We start from the raw sequence: 22,783 nt of genomic DNA, 5'->3' as shown, positions 1-22,783 counted from the left end.
GTTTGAGTTTTTATCTCAACAGCAAAAATTTTCCAGATTTATTGAACTCCTGCCCATCATTGAGCTTTGCATAAATTTTATAGGTGTAGATATCTATCGGAGCGATTGTATTTTGATAATTACCGTCCCATGTATTTGTTACATCTGTAGATATAAAAACTGGAACTCCCCACCGATTATATATTTCTATTTGAAAGGTCGTAAATCGCTTAAAACTACCCTTCATCGCTAAATCATCATTAATACCGTCTTCGTTGGGAGAGAATGCTTCAGGTATAAAAAACTTTACTTTAACAGGTATAGAATAAATATTAGAAAAGCTCTCTTTTCCATCTGTTGCAATAGCTTTTATACGAAACTTTGCTTCTTCTTCAAACTTATCTAATTTAGGTTCAAACGTTGTTATTGTTTGTGTTGTCTCTGTTACTGGTAAACCAGAATTTTCATCAAAAGACTGAATTTCAAAAGCTTTAATAGTGCTATTAGCAAAAGGAGATTGACTCGTCCATTGTAAAAACCCATTAGCCCCTTCTGACAGGTTTGTACTACAAAAAGGTGGGGAAGCTTCTGAAGTACTTTCACATTCATCAACAAACGCAACTTTATAGCAATAAGATTTTTGTGAAGCATCAATTGTTGTATCTGTAAATTGTTTACTTGTTGTGCTACTATCTATTTTTACAAATGCTGTTCCATTATCTCTATAAAGTATATATCGTTTACGATTTAAAGCCCATGAGCTATTATCATTAAGTTTAATTTCTACATTATTCGCATTGTTAACTGTTACAAAAGCATCGGTAATTGGGTTTGGATGAACTTCTTTTCGATCCAAACATATTTCTTTGGAAATACTTTGTCCTTTAAAAGCATTATAATAAAATTGTCCTTGAGTTTCAGCAATAATTCGATAACAATATTTTTTTGCACAATCTACTGTTTCTATAAAATTTCCATTGTTTGAATTAACAGATATTGGTGACAATAAAACACCATTTTCTTTTTTTTGTAGCGTTTGTGTTCTACTCATATACCTACCAAACGAAGCTTCGTTTGAAATTCCTGTCATTGTAGTTGGATACTCATCCCATGAAATAATATTTTGCTTATCAACAGCCTTTGCATCTGATAAAACGACTGTACAAATTTCAGCAGATTGCTCCAATCCACAGTTTGTATTTCGTTGTATATAAAAACAATACGATTGGCTACTGTCTGGGATACTTACAGTAAAACTACCTGGCTTAATATTTTTTGAGATAGGATCTGAGGAATAGGCTTGTCCTTGGGGTGTCATAAATAAATCATAACCATTCTCTTGAAACCCTCCTTTGATTTCTAACTTAGCTGTTTGAGCTGTCTCAAGTTCTATTTTTTCAATATTTGGGTAGAAAGGTTGCGTATAACCTAATGGGAATGCACTTGGCAATAAAATCGGGAGTATGATGGCACTTGGTGATGGGCAATTACTACCCGCTGTGAAAAAACCCTCAATTTTAATTGTCCGAGGTAATGTTAATGTTCTTGATTTATTATACGGTAGCTGACTTTTATTAACTACTTCTGGTGCATTTCCATCGCCCCAACTAATCTGGTAGAAGTCAAAATTATTAATTTTAATATCATTGGGGATATTTAACTCAATCACATCATTATTACATGTTGAGTATGATGCTCTAGGTTGATTATTTTCACGCACATTAACTACATTACAATAATACATTTCTTTCCCATTCTTTTTCCCATATTGTAAAATAAAGTATTGCCCTGCTGCAAGAAATGTCCATTTGGTATCGGTCGTTGGATTAAGACTTGCGAGCTTTGAAGCTGCCTCACCTCTATAACCATAGATATATTTTACTTCCGTTCCACCCGAATTATCTTTGATTCTTACTTCTTGTCCGACGCAAACGGTTGATGGTGTTTCAAAAGTAAAGCCTCCTTTTTCGACACCTGTTTTGTTACACAAATCTTGTGCAAATACAGAAGTCGAAAATAAAACCAAAAGAAATACAATTGAATGAATACGCATAGAGGTTAAATGGCCAGTTATCACTACAAAATTGCATATAAATAACGTACTTCTTTATTAATAATTCTTATTTTCTCTATTTTTTTATTTAATGGCTATTTTTTTTTAGTTCTAAATTCTGAGTTCTGAATTATGAATCTTTGGCTACATTTTTTAAAGTAAAACTAAACTTTTAAACGCTTTTCCTAAAATAATCTTATTACCTACTTTTAAACCAATTCTGAAAATTTAATATTAATTTATTAAAAAAATTCAACCACACTTCCTCTAAATCTATTCGATTAGTAGCCTACTTTAGGCTTTTATTCGTTTAAGCTTCTCCCTATATGGATGGTATTGAAGTTGGCTTCTACACTATTGTTTTATCTTAATGTCTAACCTCTTCATACAAAAAAGTCAATAGCCGCTTAATCAGTATTGGAATTATATTCTTTGAAGGGTAAAAAATCCTTATCTTTGCACCCTTAATCTTAACAGGATTAAAAAGATAATAAGATAGACACGATTTGTTTCCAAGAATTTTCTTTCAAACACAAAAACAAATCAAGAATGTTATAATCTTAAAATCGCTTAATCCTGTCCTATTTTTTTATTTATTATGTACTACAAAGAATATAAATCAATCAACTACGCCGCTATTGCCGACGAGATTCTGGAGTTTTGGAAAGAAGAAAAAATCTTTGAAAAATCAATAGAAGTACGTGAGGGACAACCCGCTTTTACATTTTTTGAAGGCCCACCTTCAGCCAATGGAACGCCTGGTATTCACCACGTAATGGCTCGTTCGATTAAAGATATTTTTTGCCGTTATAAAACCCTCAAAGGCTTCCAAGTAAAGCGTAAAGGTGGCTGGGATACACACGGCCTGCCTGTTGAGTTACAAGTTGAAAAAGAATTGGGTATTACCAAAGAAGATATTGGCAAGAAAATAAGTGTAGAAGAATATAACCAAAAATGTCGTGAAACGGTTATGCGTTTTACTGACCAATGGGACAACCTGACCGAAAAAATGGGTTATTGGGTTGACTTAGAAAACCCTTATATTACCTATAAAAACGAATATATTGAGAGTATTTGGCATTTATTAAAAGAATTCTACAAAAAAGGATTGCTTTATAAAGGTTATACCATTCAACCATATTCGCCAGCTGCAGGAACAGGACTAAGTTCGCACGAGCTAAATATGCCTGGAACTTACAAAGACGTGAAAGACACTTCTTTAACGGCTCAATTTAAAGTTATAGAAAATCATAAATCGGAGTTTCTTTTCAAAGCAAGTGAAGGTAATGTTTTCATCTTAGCTTGGACAACCACGCCGTGGACGCTTCCTGCAAACTCGGCTTTGACCGTTGGAAAAAACATTACTTATGTTTTGGTTAAAACCTTTAATCCTTATACTTATTTGCCCGTAAATGTAGTTTTGGCAAAAGATTTAGTAGGAAAATATTTTACTGAAAAAGGCAAAGATGGAGATTTTGATGGTTTCGCAAATTCAGATAAAAAAATTATTCCGTGGACAATCATTACCGAGTGCAAAGGCTCTGATTTAGACGGAATTGAGTATGAGCAACTATTGCCTTATGTTCAACCAGAAACGGCCGCTTTTAGAGTAATTATTGGTGATTTTGTAACGACTGAAGATGGTACAGGGGTTGTGCATACTTCACCAACTTTTGGTGCAGATGACTTTAGAGTTGCTCAGCAACACGGTATTCCGTCAATCATGGTTAAAGATGAAACAGGAAAAGATGTGCCAATTGTTGACAAAAGAGGTCGTTTTGTGAAAGAAATCACTGATTTTGCTTTAGAATATGTAAAAGAAGCCTATTTATCTGATGAAGAAAAAGAAGCTGAACGCATCAAACAGGACAGAGATAAATACCTTTCGGTGGACGAACGCATTGCGATTAAGTTAAAAACTGAAAACAAAGCTTTCAATGTACAGCGATATGAGCATACTTACCCACATTGCTGGAGAACAGATAAACCTATTTTGTATTATCCTTTGGATAGTTGGTTTATTCGTACAACAGCCATGAAAGATAAATTGGTAGAATTGAATAAAACCATCAACTGGAAACCTGAAAGTACTGGAACTGGACGTTTTGGCAATTGGCTTGAAAATGCCGTTGACTGGAATTTAAGTCGCAGTCGTTATTGGGGAACTCCACTGCCTATTTGGCGTTCGGAAGACGGCGAAGAAGTTTGTATTGGTTCGTTAGAAGAGTTGAAAAATGGCATTCTTCATGCTTTGAACGATACTGTTTTAACTGATGAACAACGTCAGCAAAACCAAAGGTTTTTAGATTTGCTGAAAGATGGCATTGAAGACCTCCACCGCCCTTACGTGGACGAAGTTTATCTGATTTCGCCAAGTGGGAAAATCATGCAACGTGAGGCAGATTTGATTGATGTTTGGTTCGATTCGGGAGCAATGCCTTTTGCACAATGGCATTATCCATTTGAAAATAAAGAAATTTTTGAAGCTAATTATCCTGCCGATTTTATTTCAGAAGGTGTTGACCAAACTCGTGGTTGGTTCTTTACACTTCATGCCATTTCGGGTATGTTGTATGATTCGGTTGCGTTTAAAAATGTCGTTTCTACTGGACTTGTTCTTGACAAAAATGGCAATAAAATGTCAAAACGTCTTGGCAATGCTGTTGACCCATTTGAAACTTTGGGCAAATATGGTGCTGACCCAACCCGTTGGTACATGATTACAAATGCGGAGCCTTGGGATAATTTGAAATTTAATATTGATGGTATTGGCGAAGTACAAAGAAAATTCTTCGGAACACTTTCAAATACGTATAATTTCTACGCTCTTTATGCCAATTTGGACAATTATAAAATGACCGAATTCGACCGAGTTCCTTACAATCAATTGCCCGAGCTTGACCGTTGGATTCAGTCGAAATTATATACTTTGGTTAAAGAAGTAGGCGAGCAATTTGATGATTATAATCCAACCAAAGCTGGGCGTTTGATTCAAGATTTTGTTTGTGACCAATTGTCAAACTGGTATGTGCGTTTGTGTCGCCGTCGTTTTTGGCAAGGAGAATTGACACAAGATAAGCGTGCAGCCTACGAAACACTTCAAAATTGTTTAGTAACTGTTGCACAATTAATGTCGCCAATTGCACCTTTTTATGCCGATTGGCTCTATAAAAGCTTGACCGATTGTATTCGTGAAGAAGCGATCGAAAAAAACACGCCGCTTCGCCACGAATCTGTGCATTTTACAGATTGGACAACTTATGATGAAAATTGGGTCGATAAAAACTTAGAGACTTCAATGGATTTGGCTCAAAGTATTTCATCTTTGGTTCACTCATTGCGTAAAACACATAAGATTAAAGTTCGCCAACCTTTGCAAAGAATTTTGATTCCTGTGTTGTCTGAAGAGGTTCGTGAACAGATTCGCCATGTAGAAGAAATCATCAAGTCTGAGGTAAATATTAAGTCAATCGAATACCTTGATGATGATTCAGGAATTTTGAAAAAGAAAATAAAACCAAATTTCAAGACTTTAGGGCCGAAATTTGGTAAGGATATGAAGTTAATTGCAGAAGGAATTAATAAATTAAGTGCAGAAGATTTGAAGGTTTTAGAGAAAGAAAAACAATTCCTAATTCCGAATCCTCAATTCTTAATTGCTTTAGAAGATGTCGAAATCCAAACAGAAGATGTGCCAGGTTGGTTAGTTGCTTCTGATAATGGAATTACAGTTGCTTTAGATATTACGATTTCTGACGAACTTCGCCAAGAAGGTATCGCTCGTGATTTTGTCAATCGTATCCAAAATTATAGAAAAGACAATGGTTTTGAAGTGACTGACAAAATCAGAATCCAACTTTTCAATAATAACACAGCTCTTGCCGATGCTATTGAAGCAAATCGTGAATACATCAGCCAAGAAGTTCAAGCACTTTCTTTGAAAATTTTTGAAGAAAAACCTACCAATACTGTTGAAATTGAAATGGATGAGTTTTTGCTCATAGTGAGTGTCGATGTTGAAAAATAATTTTCGATTTACACCAATATATATATTCAAACAAAAAGCAAGTCGTTGAGACTTGCTTTTTGTTTAAAAAAACTTTCTAAAAAAATAAATCCAAGTTTTCAGTTTGCTCGTAAATGCTGATAGACAGCAAATCAAAATTTTACAACAATGAAAACTATTCTCCTCAAATCCGCCAAAGCTATAGGTTTTCTAACCTTGACTTTCTTTGTATCAATGCTTGTTTGGGCAAACTGGGAAGAGCCACCTCTTTCTCAAAAACTTGATCTCAAACCAATTCATCTCGCCGTTTTCGACCTTGACAAACAAGTTGACGCCGCAGATAGTACCTTAATCTCTAACAAATTAAGTGCTGTGCTTGGTGTAACCGCTTGTACAGTAAACCCAGAATTCAAGACTGTAAGCGTTACATATTACGACGACCAAGTTTCGGAAGATGCTTTGAAAGCTGTTGTTCAACAAAAAAATTATATTGCTTCAAAAATCAATTTTGCCAAAATGGAAGGGCCCAAATGCCCCATTCCGATGGAATACATTGACTTTTTTACTAATATGAAGCAAACACTTTGTTTAAGATAAGAAGTTTTTTTATAAAAACTTTCTGCTTTTGCCCTACTTCGTCAATGCTTGAAATACAGCATTTTATATTCACAAGAATTTTTTTCTATTAAATAATTCGCAAACAACGATTTTTGCGAGAAGGTATTTTTTTGCCTAAAAAATCTTTAGACCACTGATTATCAGTGCATTACGTGTTCATTTTTTATTTTTTTAACTATAATCAATTTTTCATCATGAAAAAAAGTGTCTATTTATTGCTTGCGGGAGCGTTGTTCTTTACTGCTTGCAAAAAGACTGAGGAAGAACCACCAAAGTCTTTGTATGTTCGTCTGGGGGGAAATGCTGCCATACAAGGCGTAATTGACCAATTTATCGCAAATGTGGCTGCTGATACTCGTATCAATATCTTCTTTGCTGATGCCGCTGCTGACCCTGCTCGTTTGAAAAAATTGCGTGATAACTTGGTAAATCAAGTTGGTGCTGCTACTGGTGGGCCTGAGGTTTATACTGGTCTTGACATGAAAACGGCTCATAAAGGCATGAACATTCAAGAAGCAGATTTCAATGCTTTGGTTGATGATTTATCAAAATCTTTGGATAAATTCAGTGTGCCAATGACTGAGAAAAATGAACTATTGACTGCATTAGGCGGAATGAAAAATGACATCGTTGAGCCAAGTGCTTCATTGTACGCTCAATTAGGCGGGAATGCTGCTATTTCGGCTGTAATTGACCAATTTATTACAAACGTTGCGGGAGATGCAAGAATTAACGCATTTTTCGCAGATGCTGCTGCCGACCCAGCTCGTTTGATGAAATTACGTAATAATTTGATTAATCAAGTGGGTATGGCTACTGGTGGAACTGAAAAATACACGGGTCTTGACATGAAAACAGCACATAAAGGAATGGGAGTTAGCGAAGCTGATTTTAATGCTTTGGTGGAAGACTTAGTAAAATCATTAGATAAATTTAAAGTTTTACCAAAACCTAAAAGTCAATTATTAGGTGCTTTGGCAGCGATGAAAGGCGACATTGTAGAGGGTAATACACCACTTTACGCACGCTTGGGCATGAATGCAGGTATCTCCGCTGTAATTGATGACTTCATTGGTAAAGTTGCTGCAGATACTCGTATTAACTCCTTCTTTGCTGCAGCTGCGGCTGACCCTGCTCGTTTAATGAGATTACGTAATAATTTGATCAATCAAGTTGGAGCAGCTTCTGGCGGAACTGAAAAATACACGGGTTTATCAATGAAAGCAGCTCACAAAGGCATGAATATCAGCGAAGCTCATTTCAATGCTTTGGTTCAAGATTTAACTGCTTCATTGGTGAAATACAATGTTCAGTCGAAAGCCAAAATAGAATTATTGACTGCTTTAGGTGGTATGAAAGCCGATATTGTGGGGCAATAATTTAAAAATATGTAATTAAAGTATGAGTTTTATACAAATAAGGGCGAAAGTTTTTCGCCCTTATTTATATATTTCAAGATGAAAAGCTCCAATAATAAAAAACAACTAACTTTCAATTATTTATAGTTTAGATAAGTACTGGACACCCTCCAATAATCTGTCTAAATCTCGTAAAGATGTATAAACATGTGGCGTAACTCGCACACCATCCAATTTCTCCCATTTAATAGGCGAGGTATGAATTTTGTATTTTGAAAACAACTCGTTTTCTATCTTTCCTGCATCTAAGCCTTCCACACCAAAATGAGCCAACGCTCCCGAAAACTCTGGCTTTAGCGAAGTATTCATCTTTATTTTTGGCATTTTCTCCGCCTCTTTTGCCCAATAATCTTTCAAGAAGCGTAAACGTGCTTCTTTTCGAGCATTCCCGATAGCGAGCTGAAAATTAAGTGCTTGTCCAATGGCTTGCTCAATCATAAAGGGACGAGTACCGAGGTTTTCAAACTTGCGAATATTATCCGAATTAGGTTTATCATTGGGAATCAATGGAAAAACTTTGCTGATTTTCTCTTTTTTTACCCAAAGCATTCCCGAACCGATGGGAGCTGAAAGCCATTTATGCAAACTCGTGCCAAAATAATCGCAATCTAAATCTGTAATTTTATATTCTAAATGAGCAAACGAATGAGCTCCATCAACCAAAACTTCAATACCCCGTTTATGAGCCTCTTCTGCAATACGTTTGGCAGGCAAAATCTGTCCGTTCCAATTAATAATATGAGTGATATGAACAACTTTCGTACGTGGAGTCATTTGTTCAACATACTTTTTCAATATCAGGTCATTATCTTCCGCAGGTAAATCAAGTTCAACATAGTTTATTTTCAACCCTTCTCTTAGTTCTCTTTGTCTCCAAGCATGAAGCATATTAGGGTAATCGTAGCGAGACATGATAATTTCGTCGCCTTTTTGCAAAGGCAAACCCATAATTACAGTATCAAGAGCCTCAGTAGCATTACGATTAATAGCAATTTCTTCGGGAGATACGCCTGAGTATTTTGCTAAATTTTCACGCAAAGGTTCTCGCCCTTGATCTAATATTCGCCACATATAATAGCTTGGTGCTTCGTTGGCGAGTTTATTGTAGCGTTCAACAGCATTCTGCACAACAGAAGGCGAAGGGCTTACGCCACCATTATTTAAGTTGATAATTTGCGGAGAAACAGTATAAGCTTGCTGAATCTGCCACCAATAATCTTCATCGATTGCGAGTTCAAAAGCAGTTTTATTTCGACCTAAATGTTCGATTTTCAATAAATCATCCATCGAAAATGCTTTCAATGTTGGAATCAACGAAGAGCCAGCTACAAAGGCGGCTTTGCTTAAAAAGTTACGGCGAGAAGGCATAGGGTTTGTAGTTTGATTGATGCTTCTACGAAGATATAAAAAATATTTTTGTAGCGTTTTGTATGGCCCCAAAATATTAGTCTTTTCAATTTTTGTTAAAGTTTTTTCTAATTTTAAAGATTTCTCGGTAAATAAAAAGGCTTAGAAAATGATTTTCTAAGCCTTTTTATTTGTACCCCCCTTCGCTCGCATCAAGCTAAGAGCTTTATTACAAAATACAAATTCTTCTAATTCAGGAACGGTCTCGCCTAAAATTGTTTGACTATTGCCTTCCCATACTTTTTTTCCTTTATATAAAAACATTATATAATCGCCGATTGAAAGTACAGAATTCATATCATGTGTAATAACAACCGTCGTAATATTAAATTCATCTGTAATTTCTTTGATTAACTCATCTATTTTGATAGAAGTCAGAGGGTCAAGACCAGAGTTTGGTTCATCACAAAACAAATATTTTGGATTCATTACGATAGCTCGGGCAATACCTACACGTTTTTTCATTCCGCCCGAAATCTCTGATGGCATTCTACTTCCTGTTCCATCCAAGCCAACTCGATGTAAGCAAAATTCTACACGGTCTTTTTTTTCTCCTTCACCCATTGTGGTGAGCATATCTAAAGGGAATTGGATATTTTGGTGAACTGTTTTCGAGTCAAATAATGCTCCACCTTGAAAAAGAACGCCCATTTCTCGGCGAATATCCTTTTTATCATCTTCCTCACCAATATAAAAATCTCGGCCATCATAAAGTGTTGCCCCTGTTTCTGGACGCACCAAATCAAGCATACATTTCAAGAGAACGCTTTTTCCTGTACCACTTGCTCCGATAACTAAACTTGTTTCTCCTTTTTTGAAAATGCCACTCACATTGTCTAAAACTTGACGGCCATCAAAAGATTTTGATATATTTTTTATTTCAATCATTTTAAGAATTTTAATGAAAAATGGATAATGGATAATGAAAAATGGCTTTGCATTTACTCATTATCATTGGCTCATTTAAAATTAGGTTAACAGCTCTGCTAAAAGATAATCAGCTATCAAGACGGCAATACAGCTATTTGTTACTGCTGACGTACTGGCTTGCCCAACTTCCAAAGCTCCACCACGTGTATTATAGCCTTGAAAGGCAGAAATAGTTGAAATTAAAAAACCAAAAACAATGGCTTTAATAATGGCAATAAAGACATTGAATGGAATAAATGAAAAACGAATCCCATAAATATAATCTTCGGGAGTAATAATGCCCGAAAGTGTACCCGCTAAGTAGCCTCCCAAAATTCCTAAAAAACCTGAAATAATAGCTAATAAAGGAAATGTAAAAACCGCAGCTAATAACTTAGGTAAAACCATATAAGATGCTGAATTGATTCCCATCACTTCAAGGGCATCAATTTGCTCTGTTATCTTCATTGTACCTAATTCTCCTGCGATATTTGAGCCAACTTTTCCTGCCAAAACCACACACATAAATGTTGATGACAGTTCAAGCAAAGTCATATCACGTACAATATTACTTACAATATATACTGGCACAAACGGGCTAACCAAGTTCGCCTTTGTTTGTACACAAACCACCGCACCAATAAAAACGGCTACAATTGCTACAATAAAGACTGAACTGACACCAATGCCTATACATTCATCTATAAATCGCTCCCAATAAACTTTGAAAGTTTCACGTCGGGTAAACAATTTCCCGAGAAATATAAAATATCTTCCTACGACTGATAACATAGTTTTTGCCTAAAAATTTGCGTTATTTGCAAAGATAACGATTTGTTCAAGGTTGAAGGTTCAAGATTGAAGGTTTTTCACAAAATAAGCCTCGATATTGAATCAATAAAATAGATTAAACAATAATCATGCAAAAATTAGCGATAGTTTCTGGCGGAACAAGAGGCATAGGTAAAGCAATAGTGGAGATATTTGCTCAGAATGGTTTTGACGTAGTAGTTTCTGCTCGAAAAGAAGCAGATTTACTTGATTTAAAAGTATTTATCGAAAAAAAATATGCTGTAAAATGCTTTATTAAGCAAGCAGATTTATCAATAAAAACTCAAGTTTTTGCTTTTACAGATTTTATTCTTTCCCTCAATCAAGAAATTGGGGTTTTAGTCAATAATGCAGGTGCTTTCATTCCAGGAAATGTACACGAAGAGGCCGATGGTATTTTAGAACAACTCATCGAAACTAATCTATATAGTGCTTATTATCTTACTCGTGGTTTAACGCCAAAAATGATTGAACAAAAAAGCGGTCATATATTTAATATTTGTTCAGTAGCAAGTTTAAAAGCTTATCCTAATGGTGGTTCATATAGCATTTCAAAGTTTGCTTTGTTAGGATTCAGCAAAGTTTTACGTGAAGAAATGAAGGCTTTTGGTGTAAAAGTAACTTCAATTATGCCCGGGGCTGTATATACCGATAGTTGGGCTGGAGCTGGAATTCCAAAAGAAAGGTTTATGACAGTAACAGACGTTGCTCAAACCATTTGGAGTGCCTTTTCTCTTTCAAAAAATGCCGTTATTGAAGATATTGTTATGCGACCACAAGAAGGAGATATTTGATTTTAGCTCTTAGGAAGTAGGTTTTAGAAATTAGATTTGCGAGTTAAAAACCCATTTAAAGAAAATAATTAGACTAATTCCTACAAACCTAATTCCTAATTCCTGAAAAACATTTATATTTGACCTATTAAAAACTATAATTTTACGCTAAATGGCAACCGAATACTTAGGAATTGATGTGGGCGGCACAAACGTCAAAATGGGCATTGTTGAAGCCCAAACAGGTAAGCTTTCAAATTTTTATAGCCACGATACCGCAAGTTGGCGAAAATCAGGGCATTTTGTTGAACGCCTGGGCGATGCTATTTCAATTCAGTTAATTGAAAACAAAAATGTCGAAAAATGTGGTATTGGTGTTCCTGGACTTATTACCCGTGACCGCTCAACGCTTGTGGAGATTACGGCAATTCCTGAAATCAACGGCACACCAATTATTCCTTATTTAAAGGAACGCTTCCCAAAATGCGATTTCTTCTTAGAAAATGATGCAAACGCTGCTGCTTTAGGCGAGTATTATTTTGGTGAAGACGATTCGATTCCAGAAGATTATATCATGGTTACGCTTGGAACTGGCGTGGGTGGTGCAGCCATTATTGACAAACAAGTATTCAAAGGCGGTGGCGGAAATGCCATGGAACCAGGCCATGTTCCTTCTAAAAATGGTAAAGTTTTAGAAAGAAATATTGGCAAAAATGAATTGCTTGACTTAGCCAATTCGATGAGAAAATCATATACTGGCAAAACGCAACTCCCTGATGATGGTACTATTTCGACAACAGGTTTGGTAGCAGCAGCAGCAGAAGGTGATGAATTAGCTCAAAAAATATTTGATGAAGTTGGCGAAATGTTAGGCAATGCCTTGGTTTCGATGATTCGAATTTTAGATATTACAACTATTTTAGTTGGTGGTGGTCTTTCAGCTTCTTTTGACTATATCATGCCTGCCATCAATAAACAATTAGAATATTGGTTGACACCTTACTACTTAAATACGCTAATCATCAAAAAAGCTACGCTTGGAAATGATGCAGGCTTATTGGGTGCAGCCAGTTTGTGTTTTTGAGATGCGAGATTTCAGATACAGGATTTGAGAATATTTCTCGAAGATATTTTACTCAACTCTAAGCCTTTAAACAAATGGAACTCTCCCATGTTATCTCCGACGCCGTGCTGACACTCGTCGGAGCTTTTGTATTTTTCAAATATTTACTTAAACTTGAATTAGCAACTTGTTTACTTTGGGAAGCATTCATTTTGTCAGTTACAGCTGCTGCTTTTTTCGGAGTTATTCGCTTTTTAGGTTATTCTCAAGCCATTCCTATTTCTGAGTTTTTTCAACATTTAGCAGGCACTGTTGGGGCGTTTTGCTTGGTTTTAGTTAGTATCTATTTAGTACTAAGCAAACCTGTCGAAAAAAATATTGCTTATCTTATTATAGCTATTGGTTTTGTGGTTTTTGCTTTTGTACAATTTACCAACAATCTCAAAGTATTGCAATATGTATCAATGATTGCGATTCCTTTGGTTTTATTGATTGGTATTTTTGGATTAATCAAAGGTCGTTCGGCAGTAGGTTCTTGGATGGTTTTAGCTGTTTTGTCCTTAGTTTTAGCTACCTATAACAAAAGCTTTATGCCTAATACGATTCTTATCCAACTGATGTCTATCATTATTTATTAGCTATTAGTTTATTTTGTTTCGGCAGAGCCTCAAAACATCAAATTGCGTAGCACCATAAAAAAACCTGCAGGGATTTGAAACGGTTCGACGATTCGCAATCCTTACAGGTTTTAGCCTTTTATTCTATAACTTTAGGTACTTGAAAATATTCACCATTCTGGCTTGGAGCATTTTTCAAACCTTTTTCTCTTGAAAGCTCATTTTTTGCAATATCTTCTCTAAAAACATTTACCTCCTCACTCATGTGTGTGAGGGGCTGCACATGAGTCGTATCAAGTTCCTTTAATTGATCCATCCAATTCAAGATTTTTGATAAATCTTCTACCATTTTTACACTTTCTTGCTCGCTCAGTTCTAAACGTGCTAAATGTGCCATCTTTTCAACTGTTTTTTTGTCAATTTCCATATTTGTTAGTCGATAAACTATTGACAGTGGTCGATAGCATCTTTTTTGCTTTTAAGAAAATAAATTTATTCTATTATTTTAGGTTTTTAAACTGTCACCTCCAACTTAAAAATTGTAGGGTTATTAATCTTTGTATTGATTCAATGTTGGTTGAATTATTTCATAAACTTGTTTTTTCAAAGCATCAATATCTGACTTTGTTTTGCCGATAGTTTCAATCGGTTTATGAATAATTACACGTAAACGATGCCAAGAAATAAGTTTATCGGGCATTGCCTTATAATTATCCAACAGCGAAATCGGAACAATCGGTACTTGGTTTTCAATTGCCATCGAAAAAGCACCGTCTTTGAATGGTTGTGCCATTTCAGGAATACCTGTTGAAAGAATACCACCTTCTGGAAAAATCATGATACTCCTTCCAGATTTTAACGCTTTTATGGAGCGTGTCAGTGCTTTTATTCGACTATTTTTATCTGCTCTATCAACCTGTATATGAAGTTTGGCAAACATATAGCCAAACAAAGGAATGTTTTTTGCTGAACTTTTCCCCATAAAAGCAAAGAAATTCCTGATAACCACGCCCATCATCGCAATATCAAGATAACTAAAATGATTGGCACAAAAAACATAAGCTTTTTTATTATCAAGCTCTACTTCGTAGGTCACTTTTATTGGCATTCCAACCAAAAAGAAGAAAGTTTTTCCCCAAATTCGATTACAATAATGAGCCACGGGCTTCCATTCTTCTCGTTGCAACGCAATAAAAACGATAGGAAACAAAAGCAAAAAAATCAACAAAAACCAAAAAGCACACCAACCAGTATATATCCAAGAAAATACCTTCATAAAAACCCATTCTATTAATAGTGAACAATAATCAACTAACAGTGATAACTTCTTGATAATCAAAAAATTAATAATCACTCATTCTATCAATCACTCATTCACTCATTATTTAATCTCATCGTGTAAATTAACTGGTTTTGAATTTTTACGCATTTTGATATTAAGTGTTTCCACCAAAAATGAAAATGCCATTGAGAAATAAACATAACCTTTAGGCACATGAACCTTGAAAGCCTCTGCCACAAGTAAAGTACCAATCATTACAAGGAAAGATAAAGCTAACATCTTGATTGTTGGGTGTTTTTCCACAAAATCGCCTACACTTCCAGCAAAAGCCAACATCGCAAAAGTCGAAAGTACAACAGAAACTGCCATTACGATAATATTATCAGTCATACCAATGGCTGTAATAATAGAGTCAATTGAAAAGACAATATTAATAATAGCAATATCAAAAACAGCTTTTGAAAGTTTAGAAGCAGTCTTTTTGCCACTCACATTTTCCTCATGTCCTTCTAATTTTTGGTGAATTTCAGAAGTTGATTTATACAACAAGAAAAGACCACCCATCAATAATATAATATCTTTCCCACTAAAACCTAAATCGAAAGGCAATCCGATGTCTTTTAAATTAAATAAATCTGTTTGTAATCCTAAAATCCAACCTAACACAAATAGCAAGGCAATACGAATAAACATTGCCATAATTAGTCCAACTCTTCGAGCCTTTTTTTGGTCTGCGTGAGGAAGTTTTGAAGAAATAATCGAAACGAAAATAATATTATCCACCCCCAATACAATTTCTAAGAGTGTCAACGATATGATGCTTGTTAAAGCTGCGGTTGTAAAAATTTGTTCCATTGAAGGTTTAGTAAGTTTAAATGATTGAGCAAAAATATCCTTTTTAAGCCTTTCTGCCAAATCCAGATTAGATAAACGGAAAAATTAAGTAGGTTCTATCGTTAAATTTTGTGACGAAATTTGCTGTTTTTAGTATAAGAAAAAGAGAGGGTAGATAAGACTAATACTTTTTGTCCTAAAAAAAGTTTAAATTCACAAAAAAGTATCATAATTTAACTAAATTTTAGTTGATGAAGGTCAAGAAAGTACCTACTTTTGTTACATTCAATCTATCCATATTGTTTTTTTAATGAGACTCTCCAAAAATTTACTAACCGAAACATCAACACTCCAACTTCCTGAAAAAGTTCTCCAATTTGGTACTGGGGTTCTGCTTCGTGGTTTGTGTGATTATTTTATTGATAAAGCCAATAAAGAAGGGATCTTCAATGGCAGAATTGTAGTCGTAAAATCAACTGATTCGGGTGGAGCTGATGCTTTTACAGAACAAGATAATTTATATACTTTGTGTGTCAGAGGCATCGACAAAGGTGTTCCGACCGAAGAAAACATTATCTGCTCTGCCATCAGTCGTGTACTTTCTGCTCAAAGCGAATGGAACGCTATTCTTGAAACAGCACAAAGTGCTGATATTGAAGTGGTCATATCAAACACAACCGAAGTTGGTTTACAATATGTTGAAGAAAGTATTCGCCAATCACCACCCACCTCGTTCCCTGCAAAACTGACAGCTTGGTTATACGAAAGATTTCAGGCAAAACAAGATGGTGTAGTAATTATTCCAACCGAACTCATCGTTGGAAACGGAGATAAATTAAAAGAGATTGTTCTTAAACTATGTGCATATAATCAACTTCCAGCTCGTTTTGTAGAATGGCTTGAAAATGAAAATAGTTTTTGCAATTCATTGGTAGATAGGATTGTTCCAGGAAAACCTAAAGGTGATGCTTTGGTTGAACTCCAAAAATCACTAGGATATGAAGATGAATTAGTTGCTGTTGCTGAAACTTACCGTTTATGGGCAATTCAAGGTAACGAAAAAGTAAAAGATATTCTGAGTTTTGCTAATGCCGATAGCGGTGTGAAAATTGCAAAAAATATCGAACAATTTCGTGAGTTGAAACTTAGAATGTTGAACGGCACCCATACTCTTCTTTGTGGAATGGCTTATCTCTCGGGTTTTCAAACTGTAAAGGAAGCTTTGGCAGATGATATGATGGAAAAATTCACTACAAATTTGATGATGAGTGAAATTGCTCCAGCAATACCATATAAGATAGATGCCAAAGTAGCTCAACGCTACGGAAGAGATGTATTGGATAGATTCAGGAATCCATATTTAGACCATCAATGGATAAGTATTACGTTACAATACACCATGAAAATGCAAATGCGTAATATTCCATTGTTATTAAATTACTACAAAGAATTTAATACCGTTCCGCAGTATTTTACGAGAGGTTTTGCTGCTTATTTGCTATTTATGAAAGCGGTAAAGGTTGAAAATGGCAAATATTTTGGTGAAAGAGACGGTGAATCTTACCCTATTCAATGCGATTCGGCTGCCTATTTCTATGATGTTTGGCAAAACCATGATGCCCATGATGCTACTAAAGTTGTAGAAGCAGTATTATCTAACCAAGAACTTTGGGGAGCAGATTTAACAAAATTGAAGGATTTTACTGAAAATGTGACAACACATTTATCAAATATGATGGTGATTGGCGTAAGAGAAGTCGTTTCGGCTTTGAATGTTTATGCTTAAAGGTAGCACAATTCTCTGAATTGTTACAGGTGAACAATTCAGAGAATTGTATTACAAAACTATTTCTTCAAATATTGAATAATACGCAAAGCATTACCAACGATTTCTGTAACCTTTGACCAGTCTTTAGCAGCCAAAACATCCTTTGGAACTAATTGCGAACCAATACCCACAGCAGTAGTGCCTGCTCCAAACCACAGTTTTAAGCTTTCGTCTGTTGGCGAAACGCCACCTGTCACCATAATTTGTGCATCAGGCATTGGACCACTTTTGAGAGCTTTTACAAAACCAGCCCCTAATACATCTCCTGGAAAAATTTTAATAAACTCAGCACCAGCTACACGGGCATTATAAATTTCAGTTACTGTCATTACCCCAGGCATCCAAGGAATTCCAGCGGCTTGACAAACTTTACCAACTTCTGGGTTCATTACTGGAGCAACAATAAAGTTTGTTCCTACCTCGATAAACTTTTGAGCAGTATCTGCATCGTAGATTGTCCCAATTCCTAAAATCATTTCAGGCATTTCAGTTTCTGCTACTTTAACAAGTTCGGCAAAATTATTATATGAGTTTTCGGTACGATTTGTAAACTCAAATACTCGCACACCTGCTTGATAGCATGCACGCAACACTCCCAAACACAAATCAAAATCATTATGTGTAAAAAGTGGTACTAAACCCGTCGCTGAAACTTGTGCTAAGGTTATATTTTTATCAAATCTTGCCATTTTTTTAAAATTTACGATTTCAGATTTACGATTTCAGATTATTAGAAAAATTCTCTATAGAAAATTCGTAAATCGTAATTTATTTATCTTCTCAATCTACCTGATTTATCACCGCTCATTACGGCCTCAACTTCTGTCACGGTTACCATGTTTTGGTCACCTTCTATCGTATGTTTCAGTGCTGCTGCTGCTGCACCAAACTGCAAAGATTTCAAATCATCTTGCAAAATCACTTGCCCATAAATAAATCCACCCAAGAAAGCATCGCCAGTACCTATTCTATCAACAATATGTGTAATATCTTGAAAGTCAGTCTCTAACAACTCTTCGCCATTCCACATTTTGGCACTATATTGATTATGTGAAGCACTTACTTGAATTCTTTCAGTATCAATTACTTTTTTGATTGTTGGATAATTTTCCATCAACAGTTTACAAGCTTCGATAAACTTTCCTTTTTCGACCGTAACTTTAAGTCCAAAAATTTCTTCAATATTTTTACGACTTGCCAAAATAATATCAGAGTAGGACGCCAATTCTGGTAATATATCTTGTGGTGTTTTACCGTATTTCCACAAATTACTACGATAATAAATATCTGACGAAACGGTAATCCCTAATTTTTTTGCCGTCTTTACCGCCTCTAAGCAAGCTTTTGCTGCACCTTCTGAAATTGCTGGCGTAATACCACACCAGTGAAACCAATCTGCTCCAGCCAATATTTCCTCCCAATTAAACAAATCAGGATTGATATTAGCAAAAGATGAATCGGCACGATCATAAACAATTTGACTTGCACGCATCACAGCACCTGTTTCCAAGAAAAAAACACCTATTCTATCACCTTCCAGAATAACATGTGAGGTATCAACATCTAATTGTCGTAAAAATGCCTTTGCTTTCTGTCCCATCAAATTATTGGGAAACGTGGTCACGTGAGAAGCCTCAAAGCCAAATTTGACCAAAGAAGCACCAACATTCATCTCTGTTCCACCAAAAGTGGCATTGAAAGAAGTAGCTTGTTCGATTTTCTGAAAATTTGGTGTCGAAAGGCGAAGTAGCACCTCTCCGAATGTTACTATTTTTGGCATATTTGCTTTTTTTATTTTCTACGTAAAAAAACCTGCAAGGTCTTTTCAGACCTTGCAGGTTTTACAACTTACAATGACCTTCTAATTCCTAATTCTAAACCTCTCAATTCTGCTAAACCACGCAAGCGTCCAATAGCAGTATAGCCAGGATTTGTACGTTTAGTGGCATTCAAATCATCCAACATTTTATGTCCGTGATCTGGTCGGAAAGGTAATCTAAAATCGCTTCTACCCTCTTTTTCTCTTCTTTTTTGTTCCAAAACAAGAGCGTGCATTACACCATACATATCAACATCACCATCTAAATGGTCGGCTTCGTAAAAGTTTCCTTCAGTATCTCGTTTTGTAGCTCGTAGATGTATGAAGTTTATCCTATCACCCAATCTTTCAACCATTCCAACCAAATCATTATCTGCTCTTACTCCATAACTTCCTGTGCAGAAACAAAGTCCATTATATTTGCTTTCAGCAGCTTCAAGAAGTAGTTTTGCATCTGTTTCTGTACTTACCACTCGTGGTAGGCCTAAAATTGGATAAGGTGGGTCATCAGGGTGAATTGCCAACAAAATACCCGCTTCTTCGGCAACAGGCGTTATTTCTTTCAAAAATGAGTAAAGGTTTTGGCGTAATTCTTTATCACCAATATATTTATACGTATCCAGTGTTTCTCTAAAGGCCTCAATTGTAAAACTTTCTTCGCTTCCTGGCAAACCCGCGATAATATTTTTAGTCAACCGTTTTATATCATCTTCAGATGCCTTCTCAAACCAATTCTTCGCTTTTTCAAGGATTATTTCAGAATATGATTTTTCGGCATTAGGTCTTTTTAAAATATACATTTCAAATGCACAAAATTCCGTCATATCGAAACGCAAGGCCTTTGAACCATCAGCCAACTCAAAATCTAAATCGGTTCGAGTCCAATCCAAAATTGGCATAAAATTATAGCAAACAGTATCTATGCCACAAGCAGCCAAATTGACCAAACTTTCTTTATAGTTTTCGATGTATTGCTTATAATTACCCGAAGCCTTTTTAATATCTTCATGTACAGGCACACTCTCAACCACAGACCACACAAGACCTGCTTTTTCGATGATAGATTTGCGTTCTAAAATAGCCTCTTTAGACCAAATTTGTCCATTGGGTATTTGATGAAGTGCAGAAACAATGCCTGTTGCCCCTGCTTGTCTCACATCTGATAAGCTAACGGGGTCATTCGGGCCAAACCAACGCCAAGTTTGTTCGAGAGCCATAAATATAGGTTGAATTAATGATACACAAAATTAGGATTTACAACCTACCCCTCCAAAAATATTTTGACAGGAATAAATACTTTTTTGACAAATAGAGCTTTTTTTGCTAAAAACCGCTTTTAATATTTGTACCTAACAAATGAAATATATGATAAAAAAAAGAAAATTAAAAATTTTCAATTTTTTTTATGTCAATATTTGGAAATAAAAAAATAGACCTGCATCTTTGCAGTCCCAAACACAAAGAGAGTACAAAATAAACTTGGGAGTTTAGCTCAGCTGGTTCAGAGCACCTGCCTTACAAGCAGGGGGTCACTGGTTCGAACCCAGTAATTCCCACTAAAGCTTCAGAGAAATCTGAGGCTTTTTTGTTTTTATGAAAATATCTAAAAAGTTGGTCAGTGGCTCGATGCGAAGCATCATACAATACTTCCCAAAAAATATAAAAAATTTTTATCTACAACTTAGGCTCTACCCAAACAGCCGTTAAGCAGAATAAAATCAAAAGAAACCACGCCCAATCTGGCAAATTTCTATTTAAAATATGAGATAATTCTTCTGAATTTGGGGCATTCATTTTAGATTTTTTCGTCAAAAATGCATCAATTTGCTTACTTTTCCACAAAATTGTTGGATTTTCTTCTACATAAATCTCCAAAGAGTCTTGCAGTGATTGCCAACCTGTTTTTCTAAAAACAAAATCTGTTTCACTTGAAAGCGAGTTCATTGCCGAAGTTTCTAATGAAATAGTATCATTAGAGATTTTCAAATCATTTGCAGCAATCAAACGATTATTTAGAGAAATTGTTGCTTTTGTGTCTTGAAAAATGGGTGACAAAACTTCAATATTATCTTGAAAAGATGGATATAATTGTTGAAAAATACTTGTCCAGAGTTTTCCATAAGTCAAACTATCCCCGCTTAGTTTTAATGGAAAAGTTTCATTTAATAAACTAACACCAACTTTTCCAACATTTTTTTGAATAGCTACTGGATAGTCTAAAACATTTTTTTGATTGGGCTTTTCTTCGAAACGATAGGGTAATGCTGTTAAGTTTTCTGAGATTTTGATAAAATCTTCGTTCGTAGTTTTTTTGGCAAAATAATGAGAACCAAGTGTCAAGTTAATGGTTTTCAATTCTTGCTCTGGATTTGTTAAATTCAAAAATAAAATAGATTTTCCTTCTGATATTACCTTTTTCACAATTGGGTTTGAGGCATTGCTTGGGTCAGTTATGACAATATTTGGGGCAAATTTTTCTTTTGATATTAGTTTATTTATTGAGGTTTGATTTTGAGTGTTTTTGGCAACGGTTGTGGTTATTTCTACATGATTACCATTTTTCCCCAACCATTCTGCCAAAGATTTACTTTCAAAGTCGGGATTTTCTAAAATAAATTGAATAGCAATCGGTGTATTTTTCCTTGAAAAAAAAACGATTTTATGAAGTGCTTTTTCACCAAGTTTTAACGCTGTTTCTGTTCTTCCGATAGAAAAAATTGGAAAGTGTAATTTAAAACGATTTAACCCTTTTTTCAACAGAACACTATCTAAAATTTGATTTTCGTAATTTATTTTAAGCGTGTTTTCTTCTGAAAGCTCTATTTCTCCAGCAATTTCTTGTATGTCTCCTTTTCTGACAATTCCTTTCCAACGAATATCTTGTAACTCATTTTTCTCAAAAAATGGCAACCAAATCACTTGTTTTTGTCTCAATTGACTTAAAACTTCTGGCTCAAAATCTTCTCCTAAAAGATAGATATTTCCCAAATGTTCAACAAAAGTGGGGTCGTCAAAGAGTCTTTGTTGAAAATCTTTAGTAGAAAATGATTCCGTAATTTTAAGGCTATCTTTGACATGTTTGATATTTTCAGCGGGAACATTTTCACTTATCAGCAATACTCTACCAGTATTGACTGGTGACTTCCACTGAGGTTGAATAACAAAAAGTAAAATTACTATCCAAAGCAATAAATTAAGTGCTAATCTTATTTTTTTGCGTTGTTTTGTTATGGAACTTGCTTTTGAAATCAACCAAATTTGAAGTCCTAAAATGACAATCAAAGCCAAATAAATGAGCCAGTCGAAACTTGAAAATATGCTTAATATGCTTGCTAATAGAGTCATT

At 35.2% G+C, this 22,783-nt stretch carries 18 protein-coding genes and 1 tRNA gene; 8 read left to right on the top strand and 11 right to left on the bottom strand.

Features of this window, described 5'->3' with window-relative positions:
• Positions 1-10 precede the first annotated feature (10 nt).
• Complete coding sequence (locus ACQUQZ_RS00305) at positions 11-2,032, bottom strand: gliding motility-associated C-terminal domain-containing protein (RefSeq protein WP_435352542.1); 2,022 nt, start codon at positions 2,030-2,032, stop codon at positions 11-13.
• A 598-nt stretch (positions 2,033-2,630) separates the two neighbouring features.
• On the opposite strand from ACQUQZ_RS00305, the gene ileS reads away from it, so the two are divergent.
• From ileS to ACQUQZ_RS00290, 3 genes are all read left to right on the top strand, one after another.
• A complete protein-coding gene (ileS, locus tag ACQUQZ_RS00300; RefSeq protein ID WP_435352541.1) occupies positions 2,631-6,059 on the top strand; it encodes an isoleucine--tRNA ligase in 3,429 nt (1,142 codons plus the stop codon).
• Positions 6,060-6,206: 147 nt separating this feature from the next.
• Complete coding sequence (locus tag ACQUQZ_RS00295) at positions 6,207-6,635, top strand: heavy-metal-associated domain-containing protein (RefSeq protein WP_435352539.1); 429 nt, start codon at positions 6,207-6,209, stop codon at positions 6,633-6,635.
• Positions 6,636-6,850: 215 nt separating this feature from the next.
• Positions 6,851-8,035: a group I truncated hemoglobin gene (locus ACQUQZ_RS00290; RefSeq protein WP_435352538.1), complete on the top strand. Its 1,185-nt coding sequence runs from the start codon at positions 6,851-6,853 to the stop codon at positions 8,033-8,035.
• 120 nt (positions 8,036-8,155) lie between these two features.
• Here the strand turns inward: ACQUQZ_RS00290 and ACQUQZ_RS00285 are convergent, their stop codons facing one another.
• The 3 genes from ACQUQZ_RS00285 to ACQUQZ_RS00275 form a co-directional block, all read right to left on the bottom strand.
• Positions 8,156-9,442 carry an aminotransferase class V-fold PLP-dependent enzyme gene (locus ACQUQZ_RS00285; protein WP_435357623.1) on the bottom strand — a complete coding sequence of 429 codons (1,287 nt, stop codon included), beginning with the start codon at positions 9,440-9,442 and terminating at the stop codon, positions 8,156-8,158.
• A 156-nt stretch (positions 9,443-9,598) separates the two neighbouring features.
• A complete protein-coding gene (locus ACQUQZ_RS00280) occupies positions 9,599-10,369 on the bottom strand; it encodes an ABC transporter ATP-binding protein (RefSeq protein ID WP_435352537.1) in 771 nt (256 codons plus the stop codon).
• Positions 10,370-10,450: 81 nt separating this feature from the next.
• On the bottom strand, positions 10,451-11,182 hold the full coding sequence (locus ACQUQZ_RS00275) for an MlaE family ABC transporter permease (RefSeq protein ID WP_435352535.1): 732 nt from the start codon (positions 11,180-11,182) through the stop codon (positions 10,451-10,453).
• Positions 11,183-11,310: 128 nt separating this feature from the next.
• Between ACQUQZ_RS00275 and ACQUQZ_RS00270 the strand changes: the two genes are divergently transcribed.
• The 3 genes from ACQUQZ_RS00270 to ACQUQZ_RS00260 all read left to right on the top strand — a co-directional run bounded on the left by ACQUQZ_RS00270 (position 11,311) and on the right by ACQUQZ_RS00260 (position 13,695).
• On the top strand, positions 11,311-12,015 hold the full coding sequence (locus ACQUQZ_RS00270; protein WP_435352534.1) for an SDR family oxidoreductase: 705 nt from the start codon (positions 11,311-11,313) through the stop codon (positions 12,013-12,015).
• Between the two features lie 151 nt (positions 12,016-12,166).
• The gene (locus ACQUQZ_RS00265; RefSeq protein WP_435352532.1) at positions 12,167-13,078 is read left to right on the top strand and encodes an ROK family protein; all 912 of its coding nucleotides are present in this window, start codon (positions 12,167-12,169) and stop codon (positions 13,076-13,078) included.
• Between the two features lie 74 nt (positions 13,079-13,152).
• On the top strand, positions 13,153-13,695 hold the full coding sequence (locus ACQUQZ_RS00260; protein WP_435352531.1) for a DUF6962 family protein: 543 nt from the start codon (positions 13,153-13,155) through the stop codon (positions 13,693-13,695).
• Positions 13,696-13,813: 118 nt separating this feature from the next.
• Here ACQUQZ_RS00260 and gatC read toward each other — a convergent pair whose 3' ends face one another.
• From gatC to ACQUQZ_RS00245, 3 genes are all read right to left on the bottom strand, one after another.
• The gene (gene gatC / locus ACQUQZ_RS00255; protein ID WP_435352530.1) at positions 13,814-14,101 is read right to left on the bottom strand and encodes an Asp-tRNA(Asn)/Glu-tRNA(Gln) amidotransferase subunit GatC; all 288 of its coding nucleotides are present in this window, start codon (positions 14,099-14,101) and stop codon (positions 13,814-13,816) included.
• Positions 14,102-14,224: 123 nt separating this feature from the next.
• Positions 14,225-14,950 (bottom strand): lysophospholipid acyltransferase family protein, encoded by a 726-nt coding sequence (locus tag ACQUQZ_RS00250; protein ID WP_435352528.1) that lies wholly within the window; start codon positions 14,948-14,950, stop codon positions 14,225-14,227.
• Positions 14,951-15,055: 105 nt separating this feature from the next.
• Complete coding sequence (locus ACQUQZ_RS00245) at positions 15,056-15,811, bottom strand: TerC family protein (protein WP_435352527.1); 756 nt, start codon at positions 15,809-15,811, stop codon at positions 15,056-15,058.
• Positions 15,812-16,100: 289 nt separating this feature from the next.
• Between ACQUQZ_RS00245 and ACQUQZ_RS00240 the strand changes: the two genes are divergently transcribed.
• Complete coding sequence (locus ACQUQZ_RS00240; protein WP_435352526.1) at positions 16,101-17,576, top strand: tagaturonate reductase; 1,476 nt, start codon at positions 16,101-16,103, stop codon at positions 17,574-17,576.
• A gap of 59 nt (positions 17,577-17,635) precedes the next feature.
• On the opposite strand, the gene ACQUQZ_RS00235 is transcribed toward ACQUQZ_RS00240, so the two are convergent.
• From ACQUQZ_RS00235 to uxuA, 3 genes are all read right to left on the bottom strand, one after another.
• Positions 17,636-18,307: a bifunctional 4-hydroxy-2-oxoglutarate aldolase/2-dehydro-3-deoxy-phosphogluconate aldolase gene (locus tag ACQUQZ_RS00235; protein ID WP_435352524.1), complete on the bottom strand. Its 672-nt coding sequence runs from the start codon at positions 18,305-18,307 to the stop codon at positions 17,636-17,638.
• 83 nt (positions 18,308-18,390) lie between these two features.
• The gene (locus ACQUQZ_RS00230) at positions 18,391-19,398 is read right to left on the bottom strand and encodes a PfkB family carbohydrate kinase (protein ID WP_435352523.1); all 1,008 of its coding nucleotides are present in this window, start codon (positions 19,396-19,398) and stop codon (positions 18,391-18,393) included.
• Between the two features lie 68 nt (positions 19,399-19,466).
• Positions 19,467-20,654 carry a mannonate dehydratase gene (gene uxuA, locus ACQUQZ_RS00225; RefSeq protein WP_435352522.1) on the bottom strand — a complete coding sequence of 396 codons (1,188 nt, stop codon included), beginning with the start codon at positions 20,652-20,654 and terminating at the stop codon, positions 19,467-19,469.
• A 264-nt stretch (positions 20,655-20,918) separates the two neighbouring features.
• Between uxuA and ACQUQZ_RS00220 the strand changes: the two genes are divergently transcribed.
• Positions 20,919-20,993 (top strand) — tRNA-Val (locus ACQUQZ_RS00220).
• Between the two features lie 118 nt (positions 20,994-21,111).
• Here ACQUQZ_RS00220 and ACQUQZ_RS00215 read toward each other — a convergent pair.
• Positions 21,112-22,782, bottom strand: a complete 1,671-nt coding sequence (locus tag ACQUQZ_RS00215) for a hypothetical protein (RefSeq protein ID WP_435352521.1) — start codon at positions 22,780-22,782, stop codon at positions 21,112-21,114.
• Position 22,783: the final 1 nt, after the last annotated feature.

Source organism: Emticicia sp. SJ17W-69, assembly GCF_051209875.1.
GTDB lineage: Bacteria > Bacteroidota > Bacteroidia > Cytophagales > Spirosomataceae > Emticicia.
The sequence above is the reverse complement of the archived record's forward strand: the minus strand, read 5'-3'. Positions and strand labels throughout refer to the sequence as shown.

Bases quoted from the DNA above. Each gene is read 5' to 3' on its own strand.
- ACQUQZ_RS00305 (WP_435352542.1), bottom strand. From the start codon at position 2,032: ATGCGTATTCATTCAATTGTATTTCTTTTGGTTTTATTTTCGACTTCT.
- ileS (WP_435352541.1), top strand. From the start codon at position 2,631: ATGTACTACAAAGAATATAAATCAATCAACTACGCCGCTATTGCCGAC.
- ACQUQZ_RS00295 (WP_435352539.1), top strand. From the start codon at position 6,207: ATGAAAACTATTCTCCTCAAATCCGCCAAAGCTATAGGTTTTCTAACC.
- ACQUQZ_RS00290 (WP_435352538.1), top strand. From the start codon at position 6,851: ATGAAAAAAAGTGTCTATTTATTGCTTGCGGGAGCGTTGTTCTTTACT.
- ACQUQZ_RS00285 (WP_435357623.1), bottom strand. From the start codon at position 9,442: ATGCCTTCTCGCCGTAACTTTTTAAGCAAAGCCGCCTTTGTAGCTGGC.
- ACQUQZ_RS00280 (WP_435352537.1), bottom strand. From the start codon at position 10,369: ATGATTGAAATAAAAAATATATCAAAATCTTTTGATGGCCGTCAAGTT.
- ACQUQZ_RS00275 (WP_435352535.1), bottom strand. From the start codon at position 11,182: ATGTTATCAGTCGTAGGAAGATATTTTATATTTCTCGGGAAATTGTTT.
- ACQUQZ_RS00270 (WP_435352534.1), top strand. From the start codon at position 11,311: ATGCAAAAATTAGCGATAGTTTCTGGCGGAACAAGAGGCATAGGTAAA.
- ACQUQZ_RS00265 (WP_435352532.1), top strand. From the start codon at position 12,167: ATGGCAACCGAATACTTAGGAATTGATGTGGGCGGCACAAACGTCAAA.
- ACQUQZ_RS00260 (WP_435352531.1), top strand. From the start codon at position 13,153: ATGGAACTCTCCCATGTTATCTCCGACGCCGTGCTGACACTCGTCGGA.
- gatC (WP_435352530.1), bottom strand. From the start codon at position 14,101: ATGGAAATTGACAAAAAAACAGTTGAAAAGATGGCACATTTAGCACGT.
- ACQUQZ_RS00250 (WP_435352528.1), bottom strand. From the start codon at position 14,950: ATGAAGGTATTTTCTTGGATATATACTGGTTGGTGTGCTTTTTGGTTT.
- ACQUQZ_RS00245 (WP_435352527.1), bottom strand. From the start codon at position 15,811: ATGGAACAAATTTTTACAACCGCAGCTTTAACAAGCATCATATCGTTG.
- ACQUQZ_RS00240 (WP_435352526.1), top strand. From the start codon at position 16,101: ATGAGACTCTCCAAAAATTTACTAACCGAAACATCAACACTCCAACTT.
- ACQUQZ_RS00235 (WP_435352524.1), bottom strand. From the start codon at position 18,307: ATGGCAAGATTTGATAAAAATATAACCTTAGCACAAGTTTCAGCGACG.
- ACQUQZ_RS00230 (WP_435352523.1), bottom strand. From the start codon at position 19,398: ATGCCAAAAATAGTAACATTCGGAGAGGTGCTACTTCGCCTTTCGACA.
- uxuA (WP_435352522.1), bottom strand. From the start codon at position 20,654: ATGGCTCTCGAACAAACTTGGCGTTGGTTTGGCCCGAATGACCCCGTT.
- ACQUQZ_RS00215 (WP_435352521.1), bottom strand. From the start codon at position 22,782: ATGACTCTATTAGCAAGCATATTAAGCATATTTTCAAGTTTCGACTGG.